The organism is Pseudomonas sp. H1h, from assembly GCF_000633255.1.
GTDB lineage: Bacteria > Pseudomonadota > Gammaproteobacteria > Pseudomonadales > Pseudomonadaceae > Aquipseudomonas.
In genome coordinates this window covers 147,059-166,390 of sequence record NZ_AYMJ01000030.1, presented here as the reverse complement: position 1 = coordinate 166,390, position 19,332 = coordinate 147,059, and the positions used below count along the sequence as shown (strand labels likewise).

The following is a 19,332-nucleotide window of genomic DNA, read 5'->3' as shown; positions in this document are numbered from 1 at the left end:
CGTCGCAGTTTCTGACAGCTCGTTCCGACAGAGCTGGTTATACTCCTGCCATTGTTTCAAAAACGGATACACACCATGACTGACGCAGCTCTCGCCCCCGAACTCCCGCACGCGCCGTCTGTAATTCGGCTGCTGCTCGGCAAGCTGGGTATCGCCTACGAAGAAGTGCTCGACCACCACGGCCTCAATGCCTCGCGCAAAGTACAAGCCGTGTTGCTGGACGATGCCGTCGGCGCGCTGATGGTGCTGTTTCCACAGAGCCAGCTGCTCGACCTCAACCGCCTCGCCGAACTGACTGGCCGTCGCCTGACCGCCGTGTCGACCGAGCGCCTGGAAAAGATGCTCGGCAAACACAGCCTGAGCCTGCTGCCGGGCCTGCCGGCGCTGACCAGTTCGCCGTGCCTGTACGAAGAAAGCCTGCTGCGCGAGCCAAAGTTGCTGATCAACTCCGGCGAGCCGGGCCTGTTGCTGGAAATCGCCAGCGAAGACTTCAAAACCATGCTGACCAAGGCCAGCGCCGCCAACTTTGGCGAAGCCCTGAGCAGCATCCGCCCGAACCTCGACCGCCCCGACGATGACCGCGAGGAAATCACCCAGGCCGTGCAAGCGTTCACCGCGCGCCGGATCCAGCAGCGCCTGGAAGCGACCATCGAGATCCCGCCGCTGGCCGAGACTGCGCAAAAAATCATCAAGCTGCGCGTCGACCCGAACGCCACCATCGACGACATCACCGGCGTCGTCGAAACCGACCCGGCGCTGGCTGCGCAAGTGGTGAGCTGGGCCGCGTCGCCGTACTACGCTTCGCCGGGCAAGATCCGTTCGGTGGAAGACGCGATCGTTCGCGTACTCGGCTTCGATCTGGTGATCAATTTGGCGCTGGGCCTGGCCCTCGGCAAGACCCTGAGCCTGCCCAAAGACCACCCGCAACACACCACGCCGTACTGGCAGCAATCGATCTACACCGCCGCCGTGATCGAAGGCCTGACCCGCGCGATGCCGCGTGCCCAGCGCCCAGAAGCCGGCCTGACCTACCTCGCCGGTCTGCTGCACAACTTCGGCTACCTGCTGCTGGCCCACGTGTTCCCGCCGCACTTCTCGCTGATCTGCCGCCACCTGGAGGTCAACCCGCACCTGTGCCACAGCTACATCGAGCAGCACCTGCTGGGCATCAGCCGCGAACAGATCGGCTCGTGGCTGATGCGCTACTGGGACATGCCGGATGAACTGGCCACCGCCCTGCGCTTCCAGCACGACCCAAGCTACGACGGCGCCTACGCCGAATACCCGAACCTCGTCTGCCTGGCCGTACGCCTGCTGCGCAGCCGCGGCATCGGCTCCGGCCCCGACGAAGACATTCCCGACGCCCTGCTCGACCGCGTCGGCCTGAGCCGCGACAAAGCCAACGACGTCGTCAGCAAAGTCCTCGAAGCCGAAGTTCTGCTGCGCGAACTGGCCTCGCAGTTCAGCCAGGCCTAAAAGCAAACAGGCCCGCTCCCCCAGGTTTTACACAACCCCTGTGGGAGCGAGCCTGCTCGCGAAAAATCCACCTCGATCCAACAGACCGCATCAAGCCTTCGGCTTGGCCTTCCTAGGCTTCAAATACTTCATCAACCCCTGAAACCACATCACCAGCGCCGGATTCCCCTTGAGCTGGATCGACTTGTCCTGAATCCCCTGCATAAACGCCAGTTGCTTGTTCTTCGCCTGCATCGTGGCAAAGCCATAACCCGCATCCTTGAACGCAATCGCAAACGCCGGCTCTGCCACCACGCCAGACTTGCTGGTGATGCGCTGATTCTTCACCACGAAATGCCGCGCCACTTTCCCGTCCAGCGTCTGCAGCTGAAACACCAGATCCTTGTCACCCAACTGCTGCTGGAACGCAGGATTTGTCCGACTGGCCTTACCCATCAACAAACCCATCATCCACAGAAGAAAACGAAATTTCATGCGCACAGCCTCAAAAGGAAAATGAACGGCCGGGGAAGTGTAAGGGATTCGGGAGATAACGCCACTATATGACGATATTGGGAGATGATGCTGGCTATTTCCTGCACGATGACCGCCAAGTCACGCTTCTGCACCCAACGTCCTACACCTGTTGAAACACATACCTGTAGGAGGTGCCGAAGGCCGCGATCTTTTGATCTTCCAGCCTGCAAACCTATGGGAAATTTCCTGCAAAGTGCCGGGATACCCATGAACCAGGCAGGTTGGCAGTTCGTCGATAGACTCTGTGTGTCGCCGCAAAATCGGCGACTCGGACGTGCAAGTCCGGTTCAGGTGCACATTCGTTGATGGCATTTCGCCGAGCGCGGTTGTCTAGCCACGCATTTCGCATAGCCGTCCGCAAGCTTGGCATCGAATGACAATGCCATCGGTTCGTCCAGTTCGGCCGAGGTGTTGAGCAATACGCGTGTCGCGGGGGTGTATTTGACCCAGCCAATGGTCCCCGTGCCATCGGTGTCAAAGAACAGTTGGGCGCGCACCTTTTCTCCGTCATCCTCATCAATCAGCAGATTGACCTTGTCCTTGTCGACATACCGAAACGGGAAGTCGCTGCTCCTGACCATTCCAGTGAGGTAGCCGTAGCAACTGCTTTCACTGGCACTCGCCGGCAGAGCGAAAGGCAAAAGCAGCAGCACGCTCAGCAGGCTCGGAATTAAAAAACGGTTCATCCCATCATCCTTATTCAAGCGGCGGCGATTGCGCGTCGGTCATCGTCAGCAGGCGGAATTCGTTGTTCACAAATTCGTAGTAGCGATTCCGGTTGATGCTTTCCAGTGAATTGCCCTGAACGTCTTCTTCACCGTCGAGGGTGATTCCGGTGATGAAGATCAGGCGGCTGTCAGGTTGGTAGAGCATGGCGAACGTGCTGCCGTCATAGGCATTCGGCAGCCCGCCGACGACTTCTCCGGTGCGCGCATCGAGCACCTCGGCGCAGATGGCGCCACCGCCGCAACCGAGCTGGTGAAGGATGAAATGGCCGGCGAAGTTGACCTTGCCTTTCAAGGCCTTCGCTTGTGCACTGTCCATCCCCGGGCTGCTGCTTTCCTGTGGCACGAGTTCATGGTGAGTGCCGCTGAAAACGCCTGAAACACGGTAGTCGTTGAACTCCGGTTCGGCAGCGAATGCCATGGTTGCTGAAACCGCCAAGAGACTAACCGCCGCCATCGACAGCCAACGCATACACAACAACTGTCGCTTCACTTCATATCCTTTGAATTCATCAATTCCAGTTCACCATCCCGATACACCACCTCACACCCCACCCACGCCGGATCCACCTGCGGCATCACCGCCGACGGCTTGCGCAACTCGCGCAGCAACGTCGAGCCGTGAGACAAACGTCCACCCATCCGCGCAATCACCGCCCGCGCGGCCTGATAGTGCGCGTGACGGCCCGGATCGAGGGTGTCCTCCAGCAAGATGTCCTCGCCAAGTACACCTTGCACCTGACCCGGATAAATCATGAATCCGATCGCCTGCTCAGCGCCTTCACAACCGTCCTGCCAGAAGCTGCCATCGCGGGTACGCACGTCCGGATGCGGCGCAAACCAGTGCTCGCGATCCGCCAGCGGCATGGCATGGTGCAGGCGGAAGAAGATGCGCATCAGATTGTCGCGATACCACTCGCGCACTTGCAGGTAGTAGCCACGCAGGCCCGGCAGGCCAGCCGAGTGCGCGAGGCGGATCAGCCCGGACCATTGCGGGAATGGCTGTAGCGGCAGTTCGCTCGACGCGGGTCGCGGGGTGGCCGGATCGGTTTCCCACGGCAATCGATGAGGACTGTTTTCCAGATTGTCGTACGCGGTCGGCGGGCGGCCCAGCCAGCCGCCGCCACTGCTGGCCAGCGCCGTGGCGATGCACAGGTTGCCTTGCACCACGAACACATAGAACCGCGTGAACCAATCTGCCAATTGCTGGCCATCGGCAGCTTGGGCGACGAGTTCGGCCAGTTCCTGATCGAAGCGCTGCAAGCCGCTTTCAAGATTCAGCAAATGGCCGCGAGCATTGCGCTGCATGCGCAAAAACAGCGGCAGCGAACGCAGCATCTTCAGTGGTTGCCACGGCAAATGCGGCGTCGCACCGCCGACCTCACCGGCGTAGTTAGAGGCGCTGATGCCCCAGTCGGCGAGTCGGGCGAGAAACAGGTCATTGTTGATGTAGGACGCACCGCCGAACACTGCGGTAAACGGCTCGTTGTCCTGCAACACCCGCGCATCCCAGCGCGCCATGATCGCCGGGATACTCGCTGCCGCGCGGCGCTGGGCGTACTCCACCAGTACGCTCGGTTGCGGCGGCAGGATCTCGGCGATGTTGGCGGCGGTCAGGTGCCGGCGCCAGCCGTAATCGCTGATCGGCCGGTATTGCAGCAGCCACAGTTGCGCGCCGTCCCAGGCCCATTCGACGTCGCCGGGCACGTAGTGGAACACGCGCAACACGTCTTGCAGAAAGTCCCACAGCAGCGCTTCGGTCAAACCGTTGGACGCCGTGAACTTGCCGCTGCGCCACGCATTGCCGAGCCGCGAAAGTGTTGTCTGTGAAGGGCTGACGTGACCATCGGCCAACGACTCCAGATGGCCTTCAACCCACTCCAGTTCTACCGAAAGGTGCCGCACGAAAGCGATCCCGGAAACCAGCGGCGTAATGAAGCGCTGCACCACCACTTCCTCGACGCCTGCGGCAGTTAGCTCGGCGATGCGCGCCGGCACGTTGGCGCGCGGCTCGCGCAGGTAAGTCGTGCTCAGACCAGCGTTCGCCGAATCGGCCTGATCTTCGCCATAACTGGAGGAGCGCACCGCCCAGGTCACGTCAGGTCGGGCGGCGAGAAACGCTGACAGACGCGGATCATCGCAATCATTAAGGGTCAGCGCCGTCGGCACCGCTTGCCTTGCCAGTTCAGCCAGACGCAAACGGCCGCCCTTGGTGTGCGCGACAAAACCACGCTCGCCGGACTCCAGCCACGCGGCAAATTCGGCCGGCGCGTCGATCCACGGGTAATGGCCCCAACCGGGTTTGAGACTGATAGTCAGATCAGCGCGGGCCAGAATCGCCGACCACGCCGCCGCCTGCTCGATGCCGAGCACGGCATCCTGATCGCCCCAAACCAGCTCGACCGGATCGGTGATCCACTCCAGCAGCGGCAACGCCGTATCGGCGCGGATCAGATCCCAATGCGGCACGAACGCACGGCAGCGCGTATAGCCAGCGCCCATGCGCTGGTACTGCGCAGGCGTCCACGTCTGGTTGGAAAACTTGCGCGCAAACAGCGTGGGTTTGTTCGACAGCAGCCAGTGGATGGTCTTGCGGATCGGCAGCGGCGACATCAGGGCAGGCAACCGCCGCTGCCACAAAAATGCACCGACTGGTGCCAACAAAACGCTGCGGGAAAAGTGCCCGGGCCGACGTTGCAACGCATGCAGCACAAGCAAGGCATTGACCCCCACCGCCATGATCGCGCTGCCCTGCTGCGTCATCGCCAGCAAGGTATGCGCGTAGTCCGCGAGATCCTCGCAGGGCGGCTGCGGATTGGCGCCGAAGCCCGGCAACTCCAGCGGCACCACATCGTAGCGCTGGAAGTGCGGCAGCGCGTCATCCCACCAATCGGCGGCGCTGCCGTTGCCGGCCAGCAGGTACATCAAGGGCTTGCTCATGGGCGATCCTCAGGCCAGATCGCGCAGAGCGGCGTCGAGGGTTGGATAGCGGAACGTGTAGCCAGCCTCGGTCAAACGCTGCGGTACCACGCGCTGACCGTCGAAGAACAACTGCGCCATCTCTCCTGCTAAAGCTCGCACTGGCGCGGCGGGAATATGGAACCACACCGGACGCTTGAGGACCTTGCCGGCCTGCTCGGCGAACACTGCCTGACTGACCGTTTCCGGTGCCACCATGTTGTAGGTCCCGCGCAGACTGTCGTCGTTGAACGCCCGCCCGATCACCTTAAGCACATCGTCGCGGTGCACCCAGCTCATGATCTGCTGACCGTCACCCATCCGACCACCGAAACCCAGGCGGAACGGCAGCAGCAACGGCGTCAACGCACCGCCCGGGCCGAACACCACGCCGAGGCGCAGTACCACCTGACGCACGCCAAATTCCGTGGCCGGTTGCGCGGCGGCTTCCCAACGCGCGCAGAGTTCGGCCATGAAGCCGTCGCCCTTGCTGGCGTGTTCGTCGAGCCTTTCGCTGGCATCGCGCACGCCGTAGAAACCGATGGCCGAGGCTTGAATCCATAGCTTTGGTTTGTGCTTGGTGTTTTTCAGCCAGGTCATCAGTGCTTCGGTGGTGCCGACTCGGCTGGCGAGCAGTTGCGCCTGACGTTCAGGAGTCCAGCGTGGGCCGGCGACGGGGGCGCCGGCGAGATTGATCACTGCGTCGAAGGCTTCGTCGCGGCTGAGTTCGCTGAGCGAGTGCACGCAGCGGACGCGGCCGTTGAACAAGGTGGCGGCGCTCAGCGAATCACGCGTTAGAACGCTAATTGAATGACCGGCATTGAGTAATTGGTGGACTAAAGCTTCACCTATAAACCCTGTGCCGCCGGTGATCAGTACGCGTTTGAAAACGCTGCCAACAAACGGGTTGGATGTGCTCGGAGTCTTTACTGAAGGGGATTTTCGGCGGTCATGGCGATAAAGCCAAACCAGCGGTGGCAACAACACCAGCAACGCAAAACCGTCGAGCCAAAGGTGCGACCAAACCTGTTGTTGCGCTGAGAGCCACATGTCTTGTGGCGCCCATAACAGGATGCCGGCGATCAACCAGCCCCACACTGCCGGGGTTTTCAAGCGATTGCCCAGGTGCACCAGCGCGAGCATGTACAGCGAATAACTTTGCAGCGTCGCGCCGAACAGCGCGAGCCACCAGACCTGCTGTTCGTGACCGGCGGAGGGGACTGCATCTGCGCCCCAGAATGCGAGTTCGAGATTGTGCAGGTAACCGTCGAGTAATCCGGAGTGACCGGCCCAGGTCAGAGTGAGGCCGGCGAAAATGTGCACGATCGCAGCGGCGTATAGCCAGAGCACTAACGCGGGGCGAAGGGAGATTGAGGGGGCTGGCATTCCGTGTCCTGAGCGCATTCCTTTGGGGGTGGGGAGTTTAAAGGAAAATCGCGGTCGTCAGATGCTCAAGTGTTAAGCGTGAGGGGCTCAGGCTCAACGCGTGCGAAAGCGCATCGAACATGCCCCTCGAACTTCAAATGCAGTGACTGGCCTTGATCGGCTGCGATCCCAATCGCTTCACACTGTCGATGCTCGACTGATCACCTTTGTCAGCCGCCATCTGATAACAGGCTAACGCTCGGGATATATCCTTAGTTCCCAACTCGCCACCCTCAAAGGTAGAAGCCAGATAACTCATCGCGTCTGTGGAACCCATGGTGATCGCCCGAATGACCTGCTCTTTTGCCTGCTCGGGATGAAGGCAAGGGCCGTTATAGTCGGTGGAGTTTCCTGAACAAAGAAACGTGGCATAGCCCAAAGCCCCACTTGGTATTTTCGAGGCCGCTTTGAACAACGCCTCAACCTTGTTGGTTTCCAGCTGAGAGGCCATCTGCGAAAGGCTCAGGCGTGCCGCCGACAGGCTCGCCTTCGCATCACCCGACTCTGCAGCACATACATAATTTTCCAGAGACGCCTCAATCAACTCCACAGTCAGCGGATATTGCTCAAGAAATCCCAGCCCTCCTAAAGCTTCAGCACGTTGTTCACAGAAGTTCTCGGCGCGGCTCATGCCGGGATTACGTGTTGCGACAAGGTCCCTCTCACTGATCGACCAATCCTCAATCCCCTCAAGCACCCAACATGCCTGACGAGAGAAGTTGAAGACTTTCACATTGCTGTTGCCCGCTCGCTTATCCACCACATTGACGTGACTGTCATCGATCTCTTCGATCTCGACTCCAGGAGTCTTGCCGGGCGTGATTGCAGCCATCAGCGGATAGGTGAAAGTAGCTCCACTGACACCCGAGGTCGAAGGCTCAAAGGTACTTCGATCCTTTCCCGCTACCGGTTTCAACACCATCGATTTGACCGTCATCGCCGTGAGACGGCGTTGAGATTCGCTGTTGGCGGAAAACGCCGTCAGGAAGGGAGCGAACTCCTCCGAAGGACAAGCGCCGCTGGCCGGCGCCGTTGAAGTGCTCTTATCGGCTGCAAGAGCAGGGACAATCTTGTCCAGATACGCCGAACGCTCGCGGCTCATTCTGGCGATACACGAGTTGACGGCGAACACATGTGCCGGCATCCCGGTCTCGATCTCGAACGCCTCCAACGGACAGTTCGCATCACGCAATTTAAGCCACGCACGCTGCGACTCCTTGACCTTCGCCGCGTACTCCGCACCTAACGCAGGATCTGTTCGATAGTCAGACTCAAGCCGCGACATCAACTGCTTATAGCTGACATTCAACTGCGCATCTGCAGCCTTCTTCGCCACCTCCGAGCAGGGCACCATTTCCAGGCTTGAGGTGACATGGCTGCAGTCATCCTGCGCATACGCCACTGAAACCGGCAGCAGCATGGCCAGCAGGGTAAAAACGAAACGGTTCACTGTGTTCATCCTTGAGTCATTCAGGTTTTGCGCTTGGCGAACCGGGGCCAAACCACGTTCACGCATAATAAAGCGTGGCCTGCCCTATTAAACGCAAAACATTGGCAGCCATCGCTATTTAGCAGCATTTATTTTCTTAATATAAGATTTTATCAACCCTGCATTAACATAAGAAAAATGTTGCTCCTCACCTTCTTGATACCCTTCCATCCCACTCAAGTTCTTATCAAACCTGACAAGCTTATTCACAACCAGTTTATTATCCGCACTTTTTTCATACCCATAAACTTGATAAAGGGTTCCGTACGTTCCGATTCCTCTGCTTGTAATTTCCCAAGAAACCAAAACAAGCACATTTTTTTTACCCTTTACCGGATAAAAGAAAATCGACTCAATTTTTGGATCCGACCCAGCCACATCGTATTTATCGACAAGACTTCTATTTTTTTTATTATCAGCACCAACAACATCCAAAACCAAAGAAACCGGAAACTCTGCGCTCCCTGTCTGCAAAAAGGATAGTTCCCCATCCTTTACAATATTAGTTTTAAACGGGCCCTGAATTACTCGTCCCTGAAGATAATCAACATCTTGCGCACTAGTGGAATTTGCTATAAGAAAAACGAAAGCAAACATGAAAAAACGAAACATAGCGAATGACCTCTTAGTTAATATTCGTTAGTGCAGCAAGGGCTTGGTATCTGTTGTTCCTGTCCGTATACCCGTTTTGACCGCCATTCACCATTTGTGTTACGTCGACCACGCTGCCCGTCTTGGCAACTTCGCACAATTTTGTACCTCCTTGACCGGTTTTGGTAAACCAGAAGACGAAGGCGGACTCAACACCGTATTCGGTTGAGGAAATCAGGAGATCTGGATTGGCTACGAAATCCTGAATATCCAAAGGATTTCGCTGATTATGCACATTAGTAAACCGTTGATACTCGGACTTACCGGTTACCTGTAGCATTCCACGGCCACGATATCGATAACCGTCTCGACTAGCCTCATTTCCATTACCCATTCGATCCGCATAAACGTAACTGGCAAGATTTTCAGCATTCATTGCGTAATGACTTGTTTCTGACCAAAGCTTGCTTCTCAGCACACCGAAATCGCAGCTATCCGTTTGCTCATTATAGCCGTTCACATTGTTATGGCGTCTGCACCCATAAGTTTTCTTCATTTGTCGGGCACTATAATTCAAGCCCTCTTCAATAATCCTGAATTGACTTTCATGGCCCACTTGGGAGAGAAAATGTGCAATAGCTTTAGGTTGCTCAAGCTTATACGCCGCAGCATACTTATTGAGATACGGCAAAATATTCGAGTGATGTGCTTCCGCTCCTGCTGGATTAGCAGCCCGAAGCATTTCTAAGGTAATAAGATCACGTGGCGCAGTAAAATTTCCGATAAGCGCAATCGGGTGAATATGCCGAACATTAGTATCACTGGTAATTCCATGCTGCCCGACAAGCTTGTCCCACCAGCTCAACTTCTTAATTCTTGCCTTTTCTTCAATCCATTCATGATGTGGCTCTGATTCACTATGGCCCATCAATTCATCCAGAGAATCCCATTTTTCTTGTTTGAATTTCCACTCGTTTTCATAGCGTGTAACCATCTGAGAAATCGGCTGTGCGAACCAAGGTTTACTCAAAGCCTCTTTTATTTCCGAAGGCGTGAGTTTTTTATCGCCGTTTCTGTCTAGAATTTTGTAAAGCTTTTGCTTTGTAGATCCCTCTTCGGCGTTGCCGATATTAGGCTGGTAGTTAGCTTGCTCTTCCTCACTAAGACCTTCCTGTGCATGAAGAAACGCGGCCAGATGATCCACGTTACTTCCAGCCTCATCTATAAAGCTGAAACCCTCCCACTCAAATGGTGAATGGCGTGACAACGCAGTATCCGGCTCTGCAAACCAACCGCTGATTTCATTCCCTTCGGCATCCCCCAGCAACCCATCCAGACGCCACCAAAACGTATAGGTAGTGGTTCCACCCATCACAACAGGAACCTTTATCTTTTTTTCCGCGGGTAGCGCTTCCAATACCCCGACTGGGATAAAGAAGTCATAGCCAACCTTTTTGTGGGGATCGGTTACTCTCGGAGGATTTGTTGCGCTCATTCCTTGCGTGTGAGTGACCAACACGCTGTCTTTTGGAATTTTTACAAGCGTTTTTCCAGCGGCAGGCATCCCCGCAGCTTTCTCTTTACTCAGTTCGGTGAATGCCTTTACGTCTTCGCAGCTAAAAACCTCAACGTGCAGCAGATTCTTTGGCGCCGAATCCGAATGGTTTTGATATTTGCCTACGTGACCGATCAGACTCCCCGCCGTAATCGGGAATGGAGTCGCCAAAACATGTACTGAGTCCTTCTCGGCTGGCTCACTTTTGGTTTCAAGTTGCCCCTCCCAGACATACCCAAGCACCTCAGCAGGTGCCAGCGGAGGAGTAGCATTCCCGCTGACAATCTCCAACAGTTTCTGGTACTTGCCACGCGTCCCATCGCTCCCGATTCTGACTTGCGTGCCGTGGGGCAAAATGGCTTTTTCAGCGCCAGACCGGCTTGCCGAAGCGCGAACAACCAGACCTTTCTGAGGTGGATTCATCGGGTCTTTTGCAGCGGTGCCAATGACGTAAGTGTTGGGTGTCGGGCCCGCCGTCATTTCTCTCTTGAAAACCCAGCCTGCTCCGGGTTGGAGATCGGTATTAGCCGGCGTGACGCTGACCACCTTGAGCCAACCATTTTGCTCTTCCCCCGTCTCGACGACCGTACCGCGGCTCAAAACCGTTAGCACGGTTGCGTACCCAGGCTTGCCACGCGGTTCCTGACGAACGCGCAAACCGAGGATTTCGTCGTCGGCCGTTGCTTTGACTTGCAACGTACCACCTCCCCAAAAGGGCGGTCGCGACAATGCTGGAGTTTCCTCGTAGTTCTTCCACTGCAACAAATGCATGTAAAGACTGAAAAAAATCAGGCTTGGACCAGGTGCTGGCGGAGAAGCAGGCGATCCAGCAGGATCTGGGGTTGCAGGTTGCACCGACACTTCCAAACGATGCTTAACCAATACAAAACCAGTCGAAAACTTAGCCTCAGCCGTACCGTAGGCGGATTTCGGGTACGTGCTATCAATGCGATAAGCGACTACTTCACCGTCAGCGATGCATTTAACTTCTGCCAAGTCCGACACTAGACCCGAGGCTTCATCGAAATGAACACCACCATGCCAAAGGCCATTGGCACCCAGCGGGAAGAAACCATCTTTAGCCTTGGCTAAAGCCTTGTAGAACTGCTGCGGATCAGTCGCCTCTGCCGCTCCAACTTTTAATGGATACGACCATTTTTCTACTTTCTTGCTGGTTGTCTCTGTCATTACCGATTACCTGAATTCTGATCCCTGATGGCTTGGATTGCAGTCGATGTCTTACCCGGAAAAATTGAGCATGCGCTTCGGTTTGCGCTTGATCTTTTCCTCCGACGCATTCAACAACGCCTGATCCATCAAACTCCCCGCCTTATCCTTATCCGCCGCCCCCGGCAGCACCGGCGGTTTAATCCCGATGCCAGTCCCCGATCCCGCAGAACCACCCGCATTGATCTTGATCACCGGCCCAACCACCGTCACACCACCGCCATCGAGCTTGATAAAGCTCCCACCTCCAAGAATGGTCAGCTCTGTCCCCGCCTCAATAACAATCTTGTCCCCAGCCTTAAGGTGAATCTCTTTGCCCACGCTGGTCAGTTGCGCCGTCCCCAGCTTCACATGCTGGTTCTGCCCCACCGTCAGGTGATCATCCAGCTTGGCTTCGATCTTACGATCGGAAATCGTGGTGCGGTGTTCTTCGGCCTTCAGCTCGGTGTAGGTGTTCTTCACCACCGTGTCGTGGCGTTCGTTGCCGACGCGAATCTTCTGGTCGTGCTCGACATTTTCATCCCAGTCGCGCTGGGCATGGATGTAGATCTGCTCCGCACCCTTTTTGTCTTCAATGCGCAGTTCGTTGTACCCGCCGCCTCCCGGTGAGCTTAGGGTTTTGAACACGCTGCGGGTCTTGTTTGCCGGCAACGCATACGGCACCGGGTTTTCCTTGTGGTACAGGCAGCCTGTGACCAGCGGTTGGTCGGGGTCGCCTTCAAGGAAGGTGACGAGGACTTCCATGCCGATGCGCGGGATGGAGATGGCGCCGTAGCGGTCGCCGGCCCAGGAGCTGGAGACGCGCAGCCAGCAACTGGTCTTGTCGTCGGCCAGGCCTTCGCGGTCCCAGTGGAATTGCACCTTGATGCGGCCGTATTGGTCGCAGTGGATTTCTTCACCTTTGGGGCCGGTGACCATGGCGGTCTGGCTGCCGAGCACGCGCGGTTTCGGGTGTTCGAGGGCCGGGCGGTAGAACACATCCCACGGGGTGGCGAGGAAGGTGTTGCGGTAACCCTGGTGGAAGTCGTCCTTGTTGTCGGTGGTGTCGCTGGTCACGCCTTCTTCGAGGACTTGCGGCTGTTTGCCTTCGTGGAAGATTTCGGTGAGCAGCCACAGGTCGTTCCACTCACTGCGCGGGTGGTCGGACATGGCCATGAAGTGGCCGCTGACCAGTTTGGTCTGGTCGCCGCGACCTTCGGCCTGGCGGTAGTCGGCGCGGTGGCGTTCGAGGGCGCGCTGGCTGAGGAACTTGCCGCGCGCGCGGTCGATGAAGCGGCCCGGGTAGTCGTAGTCTTCCAGATCCGGTTCGCTGTTTTCGCTGTCGCAAGCACCATCCGGTTTATACGCCGCTTCCATTTGCAGGCGCGGTTTTTCGAAGTCGTAGTCGCGGCGCGTGGTGCGGCTGGTGCGGGTTTCCAGGCGCAGTTTGAAACCTTTGATCACCGGTTCTTCAGCGACCATGCCGCTGCCTTGCACGTACGCGGTTGGCTGCCCGAGGTCGGGGAACACGGTCTGGTCGTCGCCGAACACCAGCAGATGAGCCTTTTCGCTGTGCTGGAAGTGGTAGTGAATGCCCTCCTCCTCGCACAGGCGCTGGACGAAGTGCAGATCGGTTTCGTCGTACTGCACGCAGTAGTCGCGATCCGGGCACGGCTGGCTCAGCTGGAAGCTGTAGGCGTTGCCCTTGATCCCGTGTTCGTCGAGGATCAGCGCGATGATTTTCGGCGCCGACATCTGCTGGTAGATGCGCTGGTTGGTGCGGTGATGCAGGTATTGCAGTTGCGGCACCAGCGAGACTTTGTAGCGGGTCAGGCGTTTGCCGGCATCGCCTTGGGCGACGCGGTAGATCTGGCCATGGATGCCTGAGCCCTGTGGATCGAATGCGAGAAACGCCTGCTTGTGCAGGAGTTTTTCCAGGTCCAGATCGGGGTTTTCGCTGACCAGTTCGAGGTCGAAACGAAACGGCTGGCTGATGCCTTCGGTGCCGGTGAACGACAGCACTTGCAGGTCGCCCACGTAGTCTTCGACCTTGAGGCTGAAGTGGGTTTCGTTAGCTGGGTTGAACATAAAGTGCTCCCTGTTCGAATGTCATCCGTTACGCCCGAAGTCGCAACCGTTGCAGCCAGGACGAAGTGGCGCCCAAGGCGTCACGCAATTGATCGGCAGTGATGGTGCGATCTGCCGCATTGAAGCTCAGCGCGGTTTTCAGCGCTGGCCAGCCGTGTTTTGGCAGATTCGCCGGGGCTTGCAGCTCGCGCTCCAGGTGCTCGTCGCGGGCCTGGGTCGAGGGCAAGCGGCGGAACGGGTGTTTGCCGCTCGCCAGTTCATAAATCACGCAGGCCACGCCGTACACGTCCGCGCTGGCCGACAACGGTTGGCCCTCAAGCAGTTCGGGGGCGGCGTAGCCCGGGGTCCAGGCGTTGAAGCGCTCGCGGCTCAGGTGCGGCAGGCCGGGCAACACGCCCGCGTCTGCCTGACCGAGACCGAAGTCGAACAGGCGCAGACCGTCTTCGCTGAGCATGACGTTGCTCGGTTTCATGTCTCCATGCAGCACGCCACGACGGTGGGCATAGGCCAGCGTATCGAGCAGCGGCAGCGCGATGTCGCGCGTTTCTTTCCACGGCAGGCCCAGGGGCCGCTCGCAGAGCAATTTGTCCAGGGTCAGGCCACGCATGTATTCCATGGTGATGAAGGCCCGCTGGCAGTCGGTGTCGACTTCAAAAGTGTGTGCACGCACGACATTGTCGTGGCGCAGGCGTCGGGTCAGGGCGAACTCGCTGTAGAGCAAGGCGCTGGCGTCCGGCGACTCGGCAAATTCTTCGCTGAGGATTTTCAGCGCGATGTAAGGATCGGGATCGCCGAACTGCTCGTGCAGCAGATCCCGCGCCCGGTAAACGGCGCCCATGCCGCCTGCCCCGAGCAGACGCTCGAGGTGGTAGCGGCCGGCGAGTACGTCCGGCAATGCACCGATGCTGGCCTTGGTTGGCGCCAGCAAAGGCTCGGCGTTGTTTGCCTTGGCGAAGGCGAAGTAGGTCAGGTTGTTGGCCTGATCTTCGCTCATCAGCAAGTCATCGACTGACGATTCGATTTCACTCATTGGCGGATCACCACGGCAGTCAGGTTGTCCCGGGCGGCGCCACGCAGGGCACCATCGAACAGACGTTCCAGCGCCACGTGCGGCGCACTCAGGCTGAGGGCGTTGCCAAGGGCATCGCTGCTCAGGCCCTGGTACAAACCATCGCTGCACAACAGGAACGCATCGCCCGGGTAGACCTCGAGTTCGAGGACATCCAGGGTCAGTTGTTCGGCCGCGCCGACCGCCCGGGTCAAGGCCTGGGCCGCTGGGTGCGCAGCGGCCTGTTCGACGCTCATCTGTTGCTCGTCGATCAGTTGCTGCTGCAGCGAATGGTCCTTGGACAGCTGATACAACCGCTGCCCACGCCACAGGTAGCAGCGGCTGTCGCCGGCCCAGATGCAGGCCGCGCGATTGCCTTCCACCAGCAGCGCCACGACGGTGCTGCCCATGATGCTGTCGTGACGCCCGGCGGTGACCGTCAACTCTTGCCCCAAACGCCGGTTCAGCCAGTGCAGGCACTGGCGGATGGCTTTGAGGCGTTCGTCGAAGTCCTCGTGCTGCGGCAGTTCAGCCAGGCTGGCGACGATCAACTGGCTGGCGATGTCACCACCCTGATGACCGCCCATGCCGTCCGCGACCACCCACAGCCCCTGCTGCGGATTGTCGAGGAAGGCATCTTCGTTGCGCGCCCGCACCTTGCCCGGGTCGGTACGCGCCGCGCTGCGCCAGGGACTGGCCACCAGCATCAGAGCTGCACCGGCATACGGAAGGTGCGCAATACGCCCATGTCGAACGGGTTCGGCGTGCGCTGGCTGGTCAGCAGGTAGTTGGCGCGCAAGCCACCCACGTCGGCTTTCAGCACCAACACGTCGCGACCGGTCAGGTATTCGGTCTGCATCAGGTCGAACAGACGGAACAGCGACCATGGGCCGGAGTTCTTCTCGATACCGATCGGACGCCCCGCCATCTTGTCCATCACCAGGCTGGTACGACCGTCTTCAGCATCGGTCGGCCACTTGAACGTCATTGGCAGGATCGGACCGTGGCGGTATTCCATGGTCTTGTCGCCGAACTTGAACTCGGAACGGCTCACCGCCGGATCGAGGGTGTACGGCTCCAGTTTGAACTGCACGGTCGGCTCGGCCGGGTTGATCGAGAAGAAGCTCTGGCGAATCGTCAGGGCTGCCGCCATCTGGTCCAGATACATCTTCGACACCGGCAGGCTGTGGCCGTCGACGCTGCGCATCCGGTAGTTGCCCGGATCACCGCTGACGAACGGACGCATGTAGCTGTCGAAGAAGCGGTCGACGGTGCCTTGCGCCCGGAAGAACTCGCGGAAGTCGCTGATCGCCACGTCGCTGGTGCTGCTGGCGCTGAACGGATAACGCTTGCTGATGGTCTTGCCATACACGCTGTACAGCTCGTTCTGATAACGGCCGTTCAGGTATTGGTAGGCATCGTTGAGCACCAGGCGCCACGAGTCTTCGGCCAGCACGTTGAACCACACGCTCAGCGGACGCGGCAGGCGACCCGAGGCAGCACGCAGGTTGGTCAGCGCATCACGCTGGCCGCTCATGCGGGTTTTCGCCAGTTCGAACGCGGCTTGTTCCGGCGTACTGGAACGGGCCAGACCGGACAGTTGCAGTTGCAAGTCGTTGAGCGCACTGAGGGCCGGGGTCAGGTCAGCGGCCGGGCCGTTGTTGTCATCGAGCAACCGGTGCAGCGGCTCGAAACGACGTTGCAGCGACTTCTTCGCGGTGTCCGGCAGGTTTTTCGCCACGTTCATCGCCGAGGCTTTGTCCGCGACTGCCGAGGCCAGCTTGCCGACCTTGCCCAGTTTGCCCTTCTGCCCCGCCAGTGCATCAGCGGCATCACCGGCTTCATCCACCGGATCGGCAGCAGCCGGGAAGCGCGTGTTTTCGCGCACTTCAGTGAGCAACGCCAGCACCGGTGAGTTGGCCGAAGTCAGGCCCGCCAGTTGCTCGGCGCCTTCACCGGCGTCGCTGATCGGCGGCAACGCCACCTGGCCAACGGCTTCGCTCCAGTAGTTGGCGTAGTCGCGGAAGTACAGTTGCTCCAGCTCGACCATCAGGCGACGCAAGTCCATGTCGCTGATGCCCGCACCTTCGCCCAGCACCCAGTTGTCACGCAGGATGTCGGTGACCAGCGCCGAACCCTGCACCGAGAAATACTGCTGATAACCCTGCTGGGTGTAGAACCCCGGGATCACGTATTCGGTGCCGATGAACAGCGAGCCCTGCGGGCCGAGGTGCTGGCTGAAACGGTATTCCGGCAGGTTGCGCGCCTGCTCGCGGAGCATGCGGTAGACCACGGTGGCCAGCGATTCGGAACGCAGAACCTGACGCGCCTGAGTCACCAACTGATCGTTCAGCGGGTAGATGAACGGCTGCTTCAGCAGGCGCTCGAGGTGAGTGTTCAGACCGTTCTGCACCGCGGTGTTGCCGGTATAGCGCTGCGACCAGTCAGTGGCGACCCAGTCCTTGAGCCACGCGGCGTCACGGCGGTCTTTCATGTTCAACATCAGGTACGCGCGCAGGCTGTTGAGCAGCTTTTCGCGGTCCTTCATGTTGGCGCGGATCTGCCCTTCGAGCATCGTCGCGACCCGTGGCAGCAGTTGCACTTCGAGTTCGTGCTCGTAGGCCTGCCTGACCACCGGATTGACGTCTTCGCCCTGATACAGACCGCCCCGCTCGTGGTACGAGACGTCGCCCTTTTTCGGGAACACCTGAGTCGCGGCGTAGCTGGTGTCGAGGGTTTTCAGCACGCCCATCGCGTCATCACGCGGGGTCAGCGCCGAACGCTGTTGAGTCCAGTTCTGCGCCAGTGCGCGCAGGTTTTCCAGACGCTCGTAGTTGGCCGAGAAACCACCGGCCCAGAGCATGCCGAACAGGGCCAGTGCCGCCAGTGCGCCGACGTACAACGCACGCTGACCCCAATGGATGCGGCTGCGCTCGCGCTTGTCGAGGCCGGCCAGATCGGATTCCGGGAAAATCACCCGGCTGAACAGATGATGGATGAAACGCGAACGGCCACTGCGCAGGGTCGGCAACACGCCGGCATTCATGCCCAGATTGGCGCCGATGCCGGCGGTGGTCGCGTCCATTTCCTGAGTCAGGTGCGGGGCGCTGGTCAGGTAGAAACCACGCAGCAGCGTCGCGCGCTGGTAGCGGTTGCCGGTGAACGCCAGGTCGACGAACAGGCACAGATGCTCGCCGATCTGCCCCAGTTGATGCGGGAAGTCGAGGATGCGGCCACGGCGCTGGGTATCGCGCTCGGAGTGCATGCGCATGATCACCTGATTGTTCAGGCGACGCAGCAGCTCTTCGAACTCGCTGCGCAGTACCGCGACGTCGGTGCCGAGCTGATCCTTGCGGAAGCTGGTACCCAGCACTTGATCGCTTTCTTCGCGGGTCAGTTGATCGAAGAACTCGTCGAAACCGAGCAGCTTGTCAGCCTTGCTCAGCACCAGATACACCGGTACGTCGACGTGCAGCTTCTGATAGACATCTTGCAGGCGACCGCGTACCTGGCGCGCCAGGGCGTCGATGTCCTGCTCGCTGCCACCGATGAGCGATTCCACCGGAATGGTCACCAGCACGCCGTTCAACGGACGCCCGCGACGACGCTTGCGCAACAGTTCGAGCAAGGTGGTCCAGGCACTGCCGTCGACTTCCGCGTCCGGCTGCGCGGTGTAGCGCCCGGCGGTGTCGATCAGCACACCGTGGTCGGCGAAGTACCAGTCGCAATGACGGGTACCGAGGGTGTCGCGGGTCAGCTTGCGGTCGATCTTGTTGATCGGGAATTCGAGCCCGGAGAAGTCCAGCAGGCTGGTCTTGCCGCAGGACTGCGGGCCGATCAGCAGGTACCACGGCAAATCGTTGCGCCAGCGTTCGCTGCGGCCGCGATACAGGCTCGAGGTCTTCAGGGTTTTCAGCGCGTCCTTGAACCGCGCCTTCAACTCTTTCTGCTCTTCTTCGATCAGATCGTCACGACGGATGCGATCCTGGCCGTCTTCGGTTTCTTCGACGGCTTTCTTGCGGATACCCGCGCGCCAGCTGACGAAGACCATGGTCAGGCCCCAGATCAGGAACAGCACGCTGATGGTCAGCAGACGCGAGGTCGCGCTTTCCCAGAACTTGTAGTCATCCACTGCCAACAACGGGCCAACGAACCACACCAGCAGTGCCACGAACAGCACCAGCAGCAGAGTCCAGACCCAGGTCTGGCGCAGGAAGGCGCCGACTTTCTTGAAAAACTTTTTCATCACACGTCC

Annotated in this window: 13 protein-coding genes; 1 reads left to right on the top strand and 12 read right to left on the bottom strand. The window is 58.9% G+C overall.

Features of this window, described 5'->3' with window-relative positions:
• Window positions 1-75 precede the first annotated feature (75 nt).
• Complete coding sequence (locus U862_RS0123775; protein WP_025112697.1) at window positions 76-1,476, top strand: aminoacyl-tRNA deacylase and HDOD domain-containing protein; 1,401 nt, start codon at window positions 76-78, stop codon at window positions 1,474-1,476.
• A gap of 90 nt (window positions 1,477-1,566) precedes the next feature.
• On the opposite strand, the gene U862_RS0123770 is transcribed toward U862_RS0123775, so the two are convergent.
• The 12 genes from U862_RS0123770 to tssM all read right to left on the bottom strand — a co-directional run bounded on the left by U862_RS0123770 (window position 1,567) and on the right by tssM (window position 19,323).
• Entirely contained in the window at window positions 1,567-1,950 is a 384-nt protein-coding gene (locus U862_RS0123770; protein WP_025112696.1) for a helicase, read from the bottom strand.
• 329 nt (window positions 1,951-2,279) lie between these two features.
• Window positions 2,280-2,678 carry a hypothetical protein gene (locus U862_RS0123765; protein ID WP_025112695.1) on the bottom strand — a complete coding sequence of 133 codons (399 nt, stop codon included), beginning with the start codon at window positions 2,676-2,678 and terminating at the stop codon, window positions 2,280-2,282.
• 10 nt (window positions 2,679-2,688) lie between these two features.
• Window positions 2,689-3,138 carry a hypothetical protein gene (locus U862_RS0123760; RefSeq protein WP_049828045.1) on the bottom strand — a complete coding sequence of 150 codons (450 nt, stop codon included), beginning with the start codon at window positions 3,136-3,138 and terminating at the stop codon, window positions 2,689-2,691.
• A gap of 68 nt (window positions 3,139-3,206) precedes the next feature.
• Window positions 3,207-5,657, bottom strand: a complete 2,451-nt coding sequence (locus U862_RS0123755) for an alpha/beta fold hydrolase (protein ID WP_025112693.1) — start codon at window positions 5,655-5,657, stop codon at window positions 3,207-3,209.
• Window positions 5,658-5,666: 9 nt separating this feature from the next.
• Entirely contained in the window at window positions 5,667-7,061 is a 1,395-nt protein-coding gene (locus U862_RS0123750; protein ID WP_081794915.1) for a TIGR01777 family oxidoreductase, read from the bottom strand.
• Window positions 7,062-7,194: 133 nt separating this feature from the next.
• Window positions 7,195-8,550 carry a lysozyme inhibitor LprI family protein gene (locus U862_RS0123745; protein WP_025112691.1) on the bottom strand — a complete coding sequence of 452 codons (1,356 nt, stop codon included), beginning with the start codon at window positions 8,548-8,550 and terminating at the stop codon, window positions 7,195-7,197.
• A 114-nt stretch (window positions 8,551-8,664) separates the two neighbouring features.
• The gene (locus tag U862_RS0123740) at window positions 8,665-9,201 is read right to left on the bottom strand and encodes a hypothetical protein (RefSeq protein WP_025112690.1); all 537 of its coding nucleotides are present in this window, start codon (window positions 9,199-9,201) and stop codon (window positions 8,665-8,667) included.
• Window positions 9,202-9,214: 13 nt separating this feature from the next.
• Window positions 9,215-11,923, bottom strand: coding sequence for a chitinase (locus U862_RS0123735; protein WP_025112689.1), 2,709 nt, complete (start codon window positions 11,921-11,923; stop codon window positions 9,215-9,217).
• 51 nt (window positions 11,924-11,974) lie between these two features.
• On the bottom strand, window positions 11,975-14,029 hold the full coding sequence (locus U862_RS0123730; protein WP_025112688.1) for a type VI secretion system tip protein VgrG: 2,055 nt from the start codon (window positions 14,027-14,029) through the stop codon (window positions 11,975-11,977).
• Window positions 14,030-14,057: 28 nt separating this feature from the next.
• On the bottom strand, window positions 14,058-15,059 hold the full coding sequence (locus tag U862_RS0123725) for a serine/threonine-protein kinase (RefSeq protein ID WP_025112687.1): 1,002 nt from the start codon (window positions 15,057-15,059) through the stop codon (window positions 14,058-14,060).
• Window positions 15,056-15,784 (bottom strand): PP2C family serine/threonine-protein phosphatase, encoded by a 729-nt coding sequence (locus U862_RS0123720; RefSeq protein ID WP_025112686.1) that lies wholly within the window; start codon window positions 15,782-15,784, stop codon window positions 15,056-15,058. Before U862_RS0123720 ends, U862_RS0123725 begins: the two co-directional genes overlap by 4 nt.
• Window positions 15,784-19,323 carry a type VI secretion system membrane subunit TssM gene (gene tssM / locus U862_RS0123715; protein WP_025112685.1) on the bottom strand — a complete coding sequence of 1,180 codons (3,540 nt, stop codon included), beginning with the start codon at window positions 19,321-19,323 and terminating at the stop codon, window positions 15,784-15,786. Before tssM ends, U862_RS0123720 begins: the two co-directional genes overlap by 1 nt.
• Window positions 19,324-19,332 lie beyond the last annotated feature (9 nt).

Bases quoted from the DNA above. Each gene is read 5' to 3' on its own strand.
- U862_RS0123775 (WP_025112697.1), top strand. From the start codon at position 76: ATGACTGACGCAGCTCTCGCCCCCGAACTCCCGCACGCGCCGTCTGTA.
- U862_RS0123770 (WP_025112696.1), bottom strand. From the start codon at position 1,950: ATGAAATTTCGTTTTCTTCTGTGGATGATGGGTTTGTTGATGGGTAAG.
- U862_RS0123765 (WP_025112695.1), bottom strand. From the start codon at position 2,678: ATGAACCGTTTTTTAATTCCGAGCCTGCTGAGCGTGCTGCTGCTTTTG.
- U862_RS0123760 (WP_049828045.1), bottom strand. From the start codon at position 3,138: ATGGCATTCGCTGCCGAACCGGAGTTCAACGACTACCGTGTTTCAGGC.
- U862_RS0123755 (WP_025112693.1), bottom strand. From the start codon at position 5,657: ATGAGCAAGCCCTTGATGTACCTGCTGGCCGGCAACGGCAGCGCCGCC.
- U862_RS0123750 (WP_081794915.1), bottom strand. From the start codon at position 7,061: ATGCCAGCCCCCTCAATCTCCCTTCGCCCCGCGTTAGTGCTCTGGCTA.
- U862_RS0123740 (WP_025112690.1), bottom strand. From the start codon at position 9,201: ATGTTTCGTTTTTTCATGTTTGCTTTCGTTTTTCTTATAGCAAATTCC.
- U862_RS0123735 (WP_025112689.1), bottom strand. From the start codon at position 11,923: ATGACAGAGACAACCAGCAAGAAAGTAGAAAAATGGTCGTATCCATTA.
- U862_RS0123730 (WP_025112688.1), bottom strand. From the start codon at position 14,029: ATGTTCAACCCAGCTAACGAAACCCACTTCAGCCTCAAGGTCGAAGAC.
- U862_RS0123725 (WP_025112687.1), bottom strand. From the start codon at position 15,059: ATGAGTGAAATCGAATCGTCAGTCGATGACTTGCTGATGAGCGAAGAT.
- U862_RS0123720 (WP_025112686.1), bottom strand. From the start codon at position 15,784: ATGCTGGTGGCCAGTCCCTGGCGCAGCGCGGCGCGTACCGACCCGGGC.
- tssM (WP_025112685.1), bottom strand. From the start codon at position 19,323: ATGAAAAAGTTTTTCAAGAAAGTCGGCGCCTTCCTGCGCCAGACCTGG.